The 15,414-nt window shown below is 41.6% G+C and carries 7 protein-coding genes; all 7 read left to right on the top strand.

Annotation, left to right across the window (positions count from 1 at the left end):
• The first annotated feature begins 30 nt into the window (after nucleotides 1-30).
• The 7 genes from FNZ24_RS18720 to FNZ24_RS18690 all read left to right on the top strand — a co-directional run bounded on the left by FNZ24_RS18720 (nucleotide 31) and on the right by FNZ24_RS18690 (nucleotide 15,306).
• The gene (locus FNZ24_RS18720; protein ID WP_228768546.1) at nucleotides 31-6,948 is read left to right on the top strand and encodes a beta strand repeat-containing protein; all 6,918 of its coding nucleotides are present in this window, start codon (nucleotides 31-33) and stop codon (nucleotides 6,946-6,948) included.
• An 89-nt stretch (nucleotides 6,949-7,037) separates the two neighbouring features.
• Nucleotides 7,038-9,215 carry a type I secretion system permease/ATPase gene (locus FNZ24_RS18715; protein WP_153916346.1) on the top strand — a complete coding sequence of 726 codons (2,178 nt, stop codon included), beginning with the start codon at nucleotides 7,038-7,040 and terminating at the stop codon, nucleotides 9,213-9,215.
• The gene (locus tag FNZ24_RS18710; protein WP_153916345.1) at nucleotides 9,212-10,594 is read left to right on the top strand and encodes an HlyD family type I secretion periplasmic adaptor subunit; all 1,383 of its coding nucleotides are present in this window, start codon (nucleotides 9,212-9,214) and stop codon (nucleotides 10,592-10,594) included. The genes FNZ24_RS18715 and FNZ24_RS18710 overlap by 4 nt, the downstream gene beginning before the upstream one ends.
• A gap of 26 nt (nucleotides 10,595-10,620) precedes the next feature.
• Nucleotides 10,621-12,042 carry a TolC family outer membrane protein gene (locus FNZ24_RS18705; protein ID WP_153916344.1) on the top strand — a complete coding sequence of 474 codons (1,422 nt, stop codon included), beginning with the start codon at nucleotides 10,621-10,623 and terminating at the stop codon, nucleotides 12,040-12,042.
• Nucleotides 12,042-12,638: an OmpA family protein gene (locus tag FNZ24_RS18700; protein ID WP_153916343.1), complete on the top strand. Its 597-nt coding sequence runs from the start codon at nucleotides 12,042-12,044 to the stop codon at nucleotides 12,636-12,638. Before FNZ24_RS18705 ends, FNZ24_RS18700 begins: the two co-directional genes overlap by 1 nt.
• A gap of 26 nt (nucleotides 12,639-12,664) precedes the next feature.
• The gene (locus FNZ24_RS18695; protein WP_194945102.1) at nucleotides 12,665-13,375 is read left to right on the top strand and encodes a transglutaminase-like cysteine peptidase; all 711 of its coding nucleotides are present in this window, start codon (nucleotides 12,665-12,667) and stop codon (nucleotides 13,373-13,375) included.
• Nucleotides 13,376-13,383: 8 nt separating this feature from the next.
• Entirely contained in the window at nucleotides 13,384-15,306 is a 1,923-nt protein-coding gene (locus FNZ24_RS18690; protein WP_153916342.1) for an EAL domain-containing protein, read from the top strand.
• The last annotated feature ends 108 nt before the right edge of the window (nucleotides 15,307-15,414 follow it).

The raw sequence follows: 15,414 nt of genomic DNA, 5'->3' as shown, positions 1-15,414 counted from the left end.
GTCAGTGTTGCAGTGACATTGGTATTAGTTGTGTATGTAATAACAGGAACTAATACCAATGTCACTGCAACACTGACCATTGAAGTAACCCCTGTTGCTGATGGCGCTCCTGGTGTGATTATTAATACTGATACCAATAACGATGTCATTATCAGCGAAGAAGAATTAGCAGGTAATACTGAAGTTTCTGTAACGATTGATCTAACAACAACTGGTGCACAGCCTGGTGATACTTTAGTTGTTAACGGTCAGGAAATTATTCTTACCCAAGAAGACATTGATAATGGCTCAATAGATTTAACGCTGCCAGCCCCTGCTGAAGGTGAAACCATTGAAGTAGTAGCAACCATTATTGATAGTGCTGGTAATATTAGCCCTGAAGGCTCCGATAGTGCTTTACTAGATACCGTTGCTCCAGTGATTACCGTTGTCGCGCCAGATAATACTAACGATAATACGCCAACAATTACAGGTTCAACAGATGCTGAACCAGGTAGTACGGTCACTATCGTTGTCACTGACAATGAAGGCAATGAACAAGTACTTGAAGCCATTGTTGATGAAGATGGAAACTACCAAGTTGATGTGGAGCAGCCTTTGGCTGAAGGTGATTACACTGTTGTTGCAGAAGTCACTGATCCTGCAGGTAATACAGCTACGGATAACGACGATGGTCAAATAGATACTATCGCCCCCGTTATTACAGTAAATGCACCTGATAATAACGTCGACACTACTCCAACGATTACGGGTACAACTGATGCAACTCCAGGAAGCACGGTTACGCTAACGATTACTGACAACGAAGGCAACGAACAAGTCTTAGAGGCGATTGTTAATCCTGACGGTAGTTATGAAGTTGATGTAGCTGAGCCATTAGCTGAAGGCGAATATAACGTAGTCGCGGTTGTTACTGATCCTGCAGGTAACACTGCAAGTGCTAATGACACTGGAGATATAGACACGACAGCTCCAGAGATCACCGTCAGTGCACCTGATAATTCAGCAGATGCGACACCAACGATTACAGGCACGACAGATGCTGAACCAGGCAGTACAGTCACAATTATTGTCACTGACAGTGCAGGCCAAGAACAAATAATCGAAACCCTTGTAAACCCAGATGGTACTTATAGCGTTGAGGTTCCTTTACCATTAGCCGAAGGCGATTACACTGCTGTAGCAGGCGTTTCTGATAGTGCTGGTAATGGTGCCTTTGCAGAAGACAACGGCGATATAGATCTAACGCCACCAACTATCACTGTTAGCACTCCTGATGATGCAAGTGATAATACTCCTCTAATCACTGGAACAACTGATGCAACTCCAGGCAGCACCGTTACCTTAGTTGTAACTGATAGCAATGGTGTTGAGCAAACCATAGAAGCAATTGTGGAGCCTGATGGCAGCTATCAAGTTGAAGTACCGAATGAGCTGTCAGAGGGCGATTACTCAGTAATAGCCGAAGTGACAGATCCTGCTGGAAATACAGCAACTGCAAATGATACTGGTGAAATTGATGCTTTATTCGCATTTAATGACAGCAATACAGTTGCAGAAGACTCTGTTGCATCAGGTAATGTGCTAGATAATGACGACAGTGATAACACTGAAGTGGTCAGCTTCACCTTAGCCGGTGACAGCACGGTTTACACACCCGGCTCGGCGATCACCGTTGAAGGTGGTAGCCTGCTTATCAGCAGCACCGGCGCCTACAGCTTCACYCCAGCCAGTGATTGGAATGGCGTACTGCCGGTCATCACCTACACCACAGATACRGGTGAAACCGCCACCTTAACCATCACGGTTGGCGAAGATAATACTGACACCACCAATGATGCGATTTCGGTGGCGGAAGACACGGTGGCCTCAGGTAAYGTGCTATCAAACGATGAAAGTGATAACACTGAAGTGGTCAGCTTCACCTTAGCCGGTGACAGCACGGTTTACACACCCGGCTCGGCGATCACCGTTGAAGGTGGTAGCCTGCTTATCAGCAGCACCGGCGCCTACAGCTTCACTCCAGCCAGTGATTGGAATGGCGTACTGCCGGTCATCACCTACACCACAGATACGGGTGAAACCGCCACCTTAACCATCACGGTTGGCGAAGATAATACTGACACCACCAATGATGCGATTTCGGTGGCGGAAGACACGGTGGCCTCWGGTAAYGTGCTWTCAAACGATGAAAGTGATAACACTGAAGTGGTCAGCTTCACCTTAGCCGGTGACAGCACGGTTTACACACCCGGCTCGGCGATCACCGTTGAAGGTGGTAGCCTGCTTATCAGCAGCACCGGCGCCTACAGCTTCACYCCAGCCAGTGATTGGAATGGCGTACTGCCGGTCATCACCTACACCACAGATACGGGTGAAACCGCCACCTTAACCATCAATGTGGCCCCACAGAACGACGATCCTGATGCTCAAGATAATTCGTACCTTTTAAACGATGGGCAAGCAATAAGTGGTAATTTAATAAATGATAATACTGGTTCAGGTTTCGATAGTGACATTGAAGGTGATGCCCTTACAATTACACACATCAATGGCGTTGAATTAGTATTTACCGCTAATGAAGCAATCATTGCTATTGATGGAGGAACATTAACTATTAATTCAAATGGTAACTTCACATTTGTTCACGATGATATCACCACTAATATTCCAAGCTTTGAGTACACTATTACTGATGGAAATGGTGGAAGCGATTCGGCTACTGTTACTCTAAGTTATAATGATATCGATGCTGTTGATGATTTAGTTGGTTCTATCTTCTCAACGACAGCTGATTCAGCCAATAACTGGGTCAGTCCGGTCAACTCTGACGGAGAAGCTGATTTTGTCATCAGTGCTAGAAATGCAGATGGAACTGTTGGCGTAGTATCAAGTGGAGATAATAACTTACTAGGAGTTAGCGGCTCACCGCGCACCACAGGTCAAATAGCTGATCAAATTGAATACGATTCAACAACAGGTACCTCAGAAGCAATTGTTATTGACTTCAATGGGCTTGTAAATGAAGCCACGTTCAGTGTTTCGCACATGTATGCTAATGAGAATAGCGGTGAGCAAGGCACTTGGTACGCATATTACAATGGTCAGCTTGTTGCCACACAAACCTTCACGACATCAACAGGTACAACTGGCACCTTTACAATTAATACCGGTAATCAAGTATTTGACCAATTGGTATTCGAAGCAGCTCCAACAATCAGTGAAGCCAATGGCGGAGCCGCTTTAGAAGACTCATCAGATTACTACCTAGACTCAGTAACTGTTACAGGTCCAGCCTTAGTTGATGCATATGTTGTTCAAGAGGATTCTACTCTTGAAATAACTGATGAAGCTGACGGTTTATTTGCAAATGATACTGATGCGCAAAATCATGATTTTGATATTACCCATGTCAATGGTGTTGAATACATTTATGGACAACAAATCACTCTTGCAAGTGGCGCAACCATCATAATTAATGACGATGGCACATACACTTATGATGTGAATGGGGCATTTGATAGCTTAACTGCTGGCGAACTCGATACAGATACTTTCACTTACACCTTAACGGATGAATATGACGCGGTAGATACTGCGACAGTTACGATCAATATTGTGGGAGTGAATTTAGCTCCTGAGCCTAATACTGATCAATTAATTGTACTTGAAGGAGAGTCAATTACCTTTAACGCAATTGATCTTATTAGCAATGACAACGATCCTGAAAGTGATAGTTTATCAGTGACCCGCTTTTCACCTGGGAACTCTGATGTTGATAGTATCAATGCCTCTCAAGCAGGCCAAAGTTTCACTACTACACTTGGCGGCACGATTACTATCAATAATGATGGTAGTTATAGCTATCAAGCACCACAAAACCTTGATCATACAAGTAACGACACCCTAAACGACAGTTTCTATTATCAAGTCAGCGACGGAACAAGTGAGTCTTCGTGGACTCAAGTGCTTATTGACGTAAATGATACTGCACCTGTCGCGCAAAATGATCTTGATAGCGTCGGTTTTGGTGGTTCAGCATACGGAAGCGTCATTACAGGCGCAGGAACCGATGGAAGCGGTGTTGATGATATTGGTGCGGATGTAACTGAGTTAACTAGCATTAGAATTGCTGGGACGACTTACGACACATTTGATGCCGATGGCAATATTGTTGTCACCATAGCTAATCGAGGCACCATTACCATCAACAAAGATGGTAGCTATAATTTTGTATCTTCGGTTCCGGAAGTAAACGGTCAACAAAGTGTTGCTAGTAATATTTTCTATACCCTTACAGATTCAGACGGAGATTCAACTGAAGCGAGATTAAGAATAGTTCAAGATTCAAGCCCAGCAGTCAATGATGATGTGACAAGCGCTTCAGAGTCAGGGTTACTAGGCGGTACTACAGAGGGTAATGATAGTAATATCACGACTGGGAACTTACTCGATAACGATGAAGGAATTAGTGGTTCAACAGAAATCACTCAGGTTAATGGGATCACGCCAGTCAATGGCATAATCACCGTTACGACAGCAATCGGTGAACTTACTGTTTATACCGAAGATACTGCAGATAACCGTGCTGGCGACTATGAGTACACGCTCAATACAAGTACTAATGGTGATAACGTATCTGAGTCTTTCAGTTATGAAGTCCTCAATGCACTGAACTCTAGTGATAGTGGCAGCTTAACTGTTAATATTGTCGATGATTCACCAGTCGTTGAAGATATTACTCAGAACCTACAGACTAATGCAGAAACATTAAGCACTAACTTAACCTTCATTCTGGATGTATCAGGCAGTATGGACAATAGTGCTGGTAACGGTAAAACCTATCTAGAAACAGCAATTGAATCCTTAACGGCCCTCATAAATGAAGTAGATGCTTCAGGTAACGTGAACATTCAAATCGTTACTTATTCAAGCTCTGCAACAAATTCAAGTTGGATAATTGATGATATCGACGGCGCAATAGCATACTTAAACAGTCTGCAAGCTGGAGGTGGAACCAATTATGAAGCTGCTTTAGGAAATGTCATCAATAGCGGTGCTATTCCTGATGCAGATAAGAACTTTGTTTACTTCATCTCTGATGGTGTTCCTTCATCAGGTAATGAAGTTGACGCAACCCTGCAGGGGCAGTGGCAAACATATTTAGATAGCAACTACGACATCTCATTCGGGATAGGAATTGGCAATGCTAGTTTAGATGCTATTTTACCTATTGCTTATCCTGAAGCAGATGACGGTAGCGAAGAATATGCGATTATCGTTAATGATGCAGACGATCTCACCAACACTATTTTAGATTTCTTTGACTCAAATACTGTTACGGGTAGTTTAGGCATCATTAGTAATTCTGCTTCAGGTGTTCTAGTGGGTGCTGATGGAGGGCATGTTCAGTCGATAGTGGTTGACGGTATCACTTACACTTATGATGCGTCTAATCCGACTAAAGTAATCACCACTAATCTCGGAGCAACATTCGAGATTAACTTCTCAACAGGTGAATACGAATACCTTCTAGATGCTTCCGCAAATGTACTCAATGAGCAAGAATCAATTGATGTCACAATTATAGATAATGATGGCGATTCAGCTTCTTTAGTTCTGCAAATTAATCTTGATTATTATGCGTCACTAGATGCAAACGTAAACAATGTCATCACTAATCAAGCTCAAGGTGATTTAACGATTTCGACAGAGTACCTCACCCACGGTGACGCATTACCTGACAATGGTTCATTAAGCTCTGTCACTACCGGCAGTGCTAGTAATACAAGCCTTGCAAATGACACAGTAACCATTACCAATGTAAACGATGGTGATAGTTTTGAATACACATTATCTGCAAACGGTACAACAGATACTGCAGAGGTAACCGTAGATTATCAAAACTCTGATATCTTAATTGGTACACATGAAAATGACATTATTATCGCGAGCTCGACAGCTAATAACACTGTTTCAGCGACTAATATCAAGGCTACTGTAAAATCAGGAAATACTTACAATGCTTCAAACCAGTTTGGATTTGAAGCTGCACTGCTAGCTGCAGGAATATCTATCACCCGAATAGACATTAACCTTAGAGGTGGTGGTGACACGAATGCGATTGTGGATGTTAGCCAGTCAAACCTAGTTAAAGGTAGTGACTCCGTCGGGATTGATGATAGTAACACAAACATATTTGCCAATATGACCCAGGATAGCGGCACACTCACAGCAGTATTTAGTGCAGGAGATTTCACTAATGGCGACGAGTTCTGGTTTGCCTTTGACACCGATAATTTAGGTAATGACACTGGTGCTAGTCTAGTTGGCGCAACGTTCACCGTTACCCTAAGTGATGGAACAGTCCAAACTGGCACTTATATATCTGACGGAGCCAATGGCGCTACGGGTAATATCTACTTTGCTGATGCTATTCTTGATGGCGGTGCTGGCGATGATGTACTCATTGGCGGAGATGGTAACGAAATACTCATTGGCGGACTAGGCGATGATCTTCTAAGTGGTGGCTTAGGTGATGACGTCATGACTGGTGGTGAAGGCAATAACACTTTTGTCTGGAACGCCAATGAAATCGGTACTGATACCATCACTGATTTTGATACCAGTAAAGATAGTTTAGATCTAAGAGACTTACTCGTTAATGAGGACCTTGGTAGCTTAGATAGCATGCTCAACTTTAGCACTGATGGCAACAGTACAACCATTGATATCGATGCTGATAACAATGGTGTATTCGAGCAACACATTGTACTAGATGGCGTCGATTTAACAGACGTATATGGCAGCACTGATGACGGCGTAATTATTAATGGCCTATTAGATGATGGCGCATTAATCGTCGACGGAGCAGATGCATCTCCAGCGCAAAATGTCGCAGCTGTTGACCCATTGGAAAATGTCCAGGATGGTAATATTATTCCTTAAATACAACAATTTGTTGACGCTACGTAGTAATATGTTAGCGTCAGCTCATTGTTTCTAACATAATTATAATTACAAAGGATAAGTAATACGTGCCAGCAACCGTCTCTGATAATCAAGAGCAATGGACTATTTCGGCCTCGCAACGCACTACGGTCGACCCATTACTTGATTGTTTAGTATTAATGACTGAACATTTTGGTTCCCCTTGCTCGAGTGATTCACTTGCGGCGGGATTACCTTTGACTAGTGCTGTTATCACCCCAGAATTACTTCCCCAAGCAGCCTCAAGAGGCGGCTTATCTGCCAAGCTAACTCGTAAAGATCTGAATCAAGTTTCAGATATTCTTCTACCGTGCATTTTACTGCTCAAAGATAAAAAGGCCTGCGTACTTCGTAGTATCGATATCGAAGCTGATGAAGCAGTAATACAACTTCCAGAAAGCGGTGGTCAAGCGACACTGACCGTTGAAGAGTTAGAAACACTGTATGTTGGTTATTTATTTTTAGTAAAACAGGAATTTCGTGGTGATAACAGCTTCGATGTCCACATTCACGATAACAGTACTCACTGGTTACTGCAGAGTATTAAAGATTCTGCTCCCATTTACCGAGATGCATTAATCGCATCTGTTTTAGTCAATTTATTTGCTTTAGTGTCACCACTATTCATTATGAATGTGTATGACAAAGTCGTACCAAACTTAGCATTTGAGTCGCTTTGGGTACTGGCTATTGGCGCAGGCATAGCTTACTTATTTGACTTAATACTCCGTCAACTTCGTAGTTACCTCATCGATGTGGCCGGTAAAAAAGTCGACATTATCGTATCTTCTAAATTATTTGCCAAAGCGATTGGTATCCCACTATCAAAACGCTCACCAAGTGTCGGTGGAATGGCACGCCAACTCAGTGAGTTTGACAGCATTCGAGAAATTCTCACTTCAGCGACAATCACCACGTTAGTCGATTTACCTTTTGCATTACTTTTTGTCGGCATCATATATATTGTCGCAGGTGATTTAGCCATTATTCCAGTTATAGGCGGCATCATTATCATTGGCTTTACCCTCTATATACAGCCCAAATTAAAAGCTGCAATTGAAGAAAGTAATCGCTTTTCTAGTCTTAAACATGGCCATTTAATTGAAAGCTTAACTGCGCTTGAATCTATCAAAGCCAATGGTGCGGAAGGACTAGTACAGAAAAGCTGGCAACAAATGATTGGTCATACAGCTAACTGGCAACTTAAGTCTAAAAAACTGTCAAACGCTGTAAGTAATCTTGCTAACTTTATCGTTCAACTGACTGTCGTCTGTGTAGTCATTTTAGGTGTATACCGCGTTGCGGAAAATGACATTTCCATGGGCGGAATTATTGCGGCAGTGATGCTCTCAAGCCGTGCTATTTCACCTATGGCACAACTTGCAGGCTTAATCACTCGCGGTAACCAAACAGCAAGCTCACTTCGCCAACTTGACGAAGTGATGAACCAAGAAGAAGAGTTTGAAAATAAAGGTCACCTCGTCAGTAAACAACGCTTAAATGGCAAAATTGATGCTGATAACGTGGCATTTAGCTTTCCTGAGGCAGAGAAACCCGTGCTGCACCCATTATCACTGCGTATAAACCCTGGTGAGCGTGTCGCTATTATTGGTAGAAATGGGTCAGGTAAAAGTACTTTAGCTAAATTGCTCGTCGGTTTGTATAAGCCGACCCAAGGCAGTCTTCGCTATGATGGTTTAGATGCAGGCCAAATTCATCCAAGTGATTTACGCAGCAACTTTGGCTATTTACCTCAAGATGTCACCTTATTTCACGGCTCTATTAAGGACAATATATTATTCGGCACTCGTCAAGTGACTGAACATCAGCTCATACGAGCAGTGCAACTTTCTGGCGTCAGTATGTTCACTAACCTTGAATCAGAAGGGCTTGATCAACAAGTCGGTGAAGGCGGCCTATCTTTAAGCCGTGGCCAACGTCAAACAGTTGCCCTCGCCCGTGCGACGCTGAACGACCCGCCAGTGTTATTAATGGATGAACCAACGGCAAGTCTAGATGCTAGAGCAGAGAAACAATTTATTCGCTCAATGGAGCATGTCAGTAAAGACCGTACGCTTTTGCTTATCACCCATAAAATGCACTTATTACGCTTAGTTGATCGCATTATTGTGCTTGATAGAGGTCATATTGTCGCTGATGGGGCTAAAGACAGTGTGATTGAAAAGCTGAATAACGGCTTACTCACTGGAGGGCGCACCTCATGAGTAATAAACTAACAAGTCACGATTTAGACATGGTTGATGATGTTTATGGCGCCATGATGACTGATGCTCCCCGTGGACATAGTTTAATTATTTGGTCACTTGCAGCAATGGTGATCTGTTTTGTTATTTGGTCTTACTTTTCTGAATTAGATCAGGTGACATCAGGAATGGGTAAAGTCATTCCTTCTTCGCAAATTCAATTAATTGATAGCCTTGACGGTGGTGTACTGCAAGAGATTTATATCCAAGAAGGCATGATTGTGACTAAAGATCAGCCTTTGGTAAAAATTGACGACATTCGTTTCCGCTCTGACTTTGCCCAACAAGAACAAGAAGTTTATAGCTTACAAACTAACGTAATTCGTATGCGTGCAGAGCTCGATAGCATAGTGATTTCAGATATGTCATCGAACTGGCGCGAGCAAGTAAAGATTACCAAACAGCCCTTGGTTTTTTCTGATGACATCATCCAACAAGAACCGGCATTAGTTAAAAATCAGCAAGAAGAATATTCAGGACGATTAGACAACTTGAGTAATCAGCTTGAAATTTTGGTACGCCAAATTCAACAGAGACAGCAAGAAACCGAAGAGCTAAGTTCTAAAATCACCACTCTAACTAAAAGCTTTCAATTAATATCTCGTGAACTTGAGCTAACTAAGCCATTGGCACAAAAAGGGATTGTACCTGAAGTCGAGTTATTAAAACTTGAACGAACAGTTAACGATATTCAAGGTGAATTGAAAACAATGCGCCTTCTTCGCCCAAAACTTAAAGCCTCAATGGACGAAGCAATTCTAAAACGACGTGAAGCTGTATTTGTCTATGCTGCCGATTTACGTGCCAGTTTAAACGAAATGCAAACTAAGCTTTCAAGAATGAACCAAGCACAAATTGGTGCCTTCGATAAAATTAACAAATCGGTTATTACCTCACCTGTAAACGGAACCATTAAAACCTTACATATAAATACCTTAGGCGGTGTAGTGCAACCTGGTGAAGAAATTATTGAAATTGTTCCTTCTGAAGATCAATTACTCATCGAAACCAAGATAACCCCACAAGACATTGCTTTTTTGCACCCTGGTTTACCCGCTATCGTTAAAGTGACCGCTTATGACTTTACCCGTTACGGCGGCTTGAAAGGCACCGTTGAGCACATTAGTGCTGACACAAGCCAAGATGAAGAAGGTGATAGTTTTTACACTATTCGTGTGAGAACTGAAGAGTCGAATTTAATAAAGAATGATGGCACAAAGATGCCAATTATTCCGGGAATGCTTACCTCTGTAGATGTCATTACCGGAAAAAGAACTATCCTTGAGTATATATTGAACCCGATTTTACGGGCGAAAGAGACAGCACTTAGAGAGAATTAGCAAAAAAAGCCGGGAGGGTTTTTTACATGAAAATCAACATTAACCAATGCAACAAGATAAGCGTTATCGCATTGGCAATGTCAGCAATATTTGTAACACCTATGCTTAGCGCTCAGTCGTTAGAGCAGGCTGTTGCACATACTTTGGATACCAATCCTGAGCTTAGAATTGCGTTTAATCGCTTTAAAGCGCGCGAAGAGCAAGTCAATCAAGCCATTGCTGGTTATATGCCAACTGTAGATTTAACAGGGGCCTATGGATGGGAACAAACTGATAGTCCTTCAACTCGTCGTAAGAACCAACCTGGTAACGACAATCTTGATGAAGGCGTCATGGAACTCGAACGAGGAGAAGCAGGATTTAGCATTAAACAAATGCTATTTGACGGTTTCTATACCAGTAGTGAAGTTGATCGTTACTCTTTTGAAGCAAGTTCTGAGCAGTGGGCATTATTTGCCGCAGCAGAAGATATAGCACTTGAAGTTAGTAAAGTTTACATGAACTTTATTAAGGCAGAACAATTGTTAGTGCTTTCAGAAAAGAACCTCAAAAGTCATCAAGAAATATATGAGCAAATTAAAGAACGCACAGAGTCAGGCCTTGGTTCTATTGCTGATTTATCGCAAATATCAGGCCGCTTAGCGCGGGCAAATGCCAACCTTATGGCGGCAAAAAATAACTTATCAGATGCTAGAGCTCAATATATTCGAATTGTTGAGCAAACTCCTGATAACTTAGTTGTACCTGTGCCCGATATGGATTTACTGCCAAAAAATGTCGCTGAAAGCGTTGTTATGGCTCAAGACAATCATCCTATTCTTAAATCTGCCAGTAGTGATATTAAAGCAGCGGATAGAGAACGCAGTTCGGCTCAATCTAATTACTATCCAAAATTTTCATTAGAGTTAAATGGTAATTGGAATAACAATCTTGATGGCGAAGATGGTTATGGCACCGGCACCACTTTAGATCCTTATGTAAATGGCTACAGCAATGATCTTGTGGGGATGGTACGAGTTAAGTACAACTTATTTTCAGGTGGTAAAGATTTAGCCCGAGAAAAAGAAGCGGCCTATAAAATCAATGAAGCCAAAGAAATTCGTCAACGTGCACATCGTCAAGTCGTTGAAGGAGTTCACTTATCTTGGAATGCTTATGAAATGCTTGCACCACAAAAGCAATTTATTCGTGATCATGTCATTGCTTCAAAAGATACACAGGTGGCATATGTTCAACAATTCAATCTAGGGCAACGTAGTTTGTTGGATTTACTAGACACTGAAAATGAATTATTTCAAGCAAGACAAGACTACTTACAAACTGAGTTTGATGAAACAATTGCAAAGTATCGTTTATTGAATGCTACTGGCCAATTGCTTGACTCATTGAGAGTTACTCGTCCTGATGTTTGGCAAGGTGAACGTGACTACGAAGGAGGAGTAAAATAATGAAGTATCTAATTTTATTGCTGACTCTTTCGTTAACGTTTGGCTGCTCGATGCGTGATATTGTGTCAATGGATGCTCAAACAGAGCAAAAATTCGATCTCAATGATAATGACAGTGATGGCGTTATTATGGAAAGAGAGCGTTGCGTAGAAACCGTAATTGGTGCCTCAATTGATAACTATGGCTGTGCCACAGTCAGCGATATTAATGAAAGGCAGGAGCTGCAAATTCTATTTGAAAATGACTCTGATTATATAAACCCGCGTTACTATCAACAAATTGAGCAAGTGGCTCAACTTATGAAATTGTATCCAAATACTGTTGTCACTATAGAGGGACATTGCAGTAAAACAGGTTCATATGAACATAACTTAGCATTATCACAGGCTCGAGCTGACAATGTCGTTAAAGTGCTTTCAGATACTTTTGGCATAGCCTCATCACGTTTAACCGCCACTGGATTTAGTTATGATCAACCTATTGATTTAAGTGAGACTCCTGAGGCAAATGAAGCCAATCGTCGCGTTATGGCTGAAGTCACTGGTGATGACACTAAAACGGATATGAAGTGGCATATTTATACTGTTGATCAGTAAAGCTTACCACTCAAAGGAGTTAATTTTTGCAGGGTAAGGGTCGCGCTTACAAGGTCAGTTTTAAACGTATATACCGTTACCCTTTAATGGCATCGGTATTTATCGTATCAGGCCTTTTTGCCGCAGCCCCTGCACAAATTGATGCTCAAAAAACAATTAGTGCTTTATCGGATCAGTATGGCGATCGCGCAGGGAAACGAGCGAAAGCTTGGTTTAAAGTCGTTAATGATGCTCAAAAGCTTGATGATATTACCAAGCTAGAGAAAGTGAACGGTTTTTTTAATTTATTTAAGTTTGTCGATGATAGCGTGCTTTGGGGAGAGTCTAATTACTGGGCCTCGCCAATGGAATTTATTGGGGTTAGTGCCGGAGATTGCGAAGACTTTTCTATCGCAAAATACTTTACCTTATTACAAGTTGGGATCCCTGAAGATAAACTCAGAATTACTATGGTAAAGGCAACATCCGTCAATCAATATCATATGGTATTGGCTTACTATGAAACGCCAGGTTCGGTTCCACTAGTGCTTGATAATCTTGATCCCGTTATTAAGCCTGCAACACAAAGGGGCGACTTATTACCTGTTTATAGTTTTAACGGTAAACAGTTATGGCTCAATAAAGAGAAAGGCCGAGGCGTATTGGCAGGTTCTTCGTCACGCCTTGAAAAATGGAATGATTTAAAACTCAGGTTGGGTCTTGACCGATTGCGTCAACCCAAGCAAAAAATGGAGTAGTGGCCAAGATGACCCTTTTTCGTCAAATCTATGCGTTACTTTTTAGTTTATTTTTACTGGTAGTAATTAGCTTAGGTTATGTGCAGTTTACTGAAACACAAAATTTTCTCGTCAAACAAATGGAGTCTGATCTTAATAATGCCAGTCATTCATTAGGTATTATGCTGGTTCCTGCTCTAGAGAATGGGGATGATGTTGCGGCAGAAACATTAGTTAACGTGATTTTTGAAGGCGGATATTACCAACAAATAAAACTCACATGGCTAGTTGATGGTAAGCAGCAAGTATGGAATAACGCCATTCGCATTGAGGGCGTGCCTCAATGGTTCATCGACTTAAACCTGTTTAGCACTATTACCAAAGAAAGTGTCATTACCTCTGGCTGGTTACAGCTCGCAAAAATAGAAATCACCGCTCATCCAGGGTTTGGGTATCACGAGTTATGGCGAATTATTTCTAATACCATCATTATTTTTTCAATACTGTTTTTGCTGGCAATTATCTGTGCCCGTTTTGGCCTAAGCTATATTCTCAAGCCACTAAATACATTATCTAAACACGCCCAGCAAATAGCTAATCGCCAATTTGGCCCAGATATGCCTTCACCAAAAACCTTGGAGCTAAAAGAGCTTGTCAGCGCATTCAACAGTATGTCAGCTCAGCTAAAACAAGTTTTCAGTTCTTTAGATGAAGAAGTATCTGCATTACGTAAGAAAAACCTCGTAGACCAAGTCTCAGGCCTTCCAAATCGCCAATATATGGTAAGCCGAATCAATGGTTGGTTAGCAGAACCTAGCAGCGGTGCTATTTTCTTAACCAAATTTGATTGGTTAGAAGAGGTCCACAGTAAATACGGCTATCAAGTACGTGATGAAACGATTAAATTACTCTCACAAAAATTAGAACATTATTTAGATGAAGTCTCTCCTTCTGTTATCGCAAGAATTGCCGCTTATGAGTTTGCTTTCTTAGTCACAGATGTCGAACATGACCAACTGACTAAATATCTACAAACCTTACTCAGAACATTAAATAAAGAAATTTCAAAAGCAGGTTGTAAACCAAATGAAGGTTTTGCTATCGGTGTGGCGGAGCGAAGCGGACAAATGACCGTCAGCGATATTTTGGCTCAGGCCGATAACGCCTTGCAGAAGTCATTAACTGATAACAAAGTATTCCATTGGTTTGAATCTACAGAACATCAATTATTTAGCCGAGAAGAGTGGCGTGACAACTTAACGGATGCGATTCAAAACAAGAAATTCCAGTTTAGATGGCAACCTATATTACTCACCGAAAACGAAGAAGTCTGCCAACGCGAAGTTTATTGCCAACTGCTGGTAAATGATAAGCTTCAACATGCGGGCCAATTTATGCCATATGTCGAGTTACTGTCTTTAGGTACTTTGCTGGATCAATGTTTAATCGAAACAGTCACTGAAAATCGCTTATTAGAGCGAAACTATGAGCCACTCGCGATTAACTTAACATTCCAAAGTATCAGTGATCCTCATTTCCATACTTGGCTTCAAAATCTGCTACGTAATTGTAGTTTTCCTGAGCGAATGTGTTTTGAGATCCCAGAAGCGAGTGTTTACAGTGATTTAGAAAACTGTGAAAGCTTATGTAATATCATTAGAGATAATGGGGCAAAATTTGGTATTGATCATTTTGGTCGCCAGTTTGGCTCGATGAGCTACTTACAAAGTCTACGACCAAGCTATGTGAAACTCGATCAATCCTTTGCGTATATGGAAGATGATCAGCACAACACCGAACTTTGCCGTGCTCTCGCCAATGTGGCAAAAGGCCTAGATATTCAAGTTATTGTCACAGGCATCCAACAACAAACCCAACTAGATCGTTTTGCATCTATGCGATTAGATGCTTACCAAGGGTTTATTGCTCCCCCTATCGCCATTACTTTTTAAGCCTAGAAGATTATAAATCAAAGCCATGCCATAGCATGGCTTTGCTTTTTTAGGCTTTATACAAGCTTTGACGAATTCGAGTTAAATAGAAATGATAAATTTCAGACA

This window comes from Shewanella sp. TC10 (genome assembly GCF_009663145.1).
GTDB lineage: Bacteria > Pseudomonadota > Gammaproteobacteria > Enterobacterales > Shewanellaceae > Shewanella.
The sequence above is the reverse complement of the archived record's forward strand: the minus strand, read 5'-3'. Positions and strand labels throughout refer to the sequence as shown.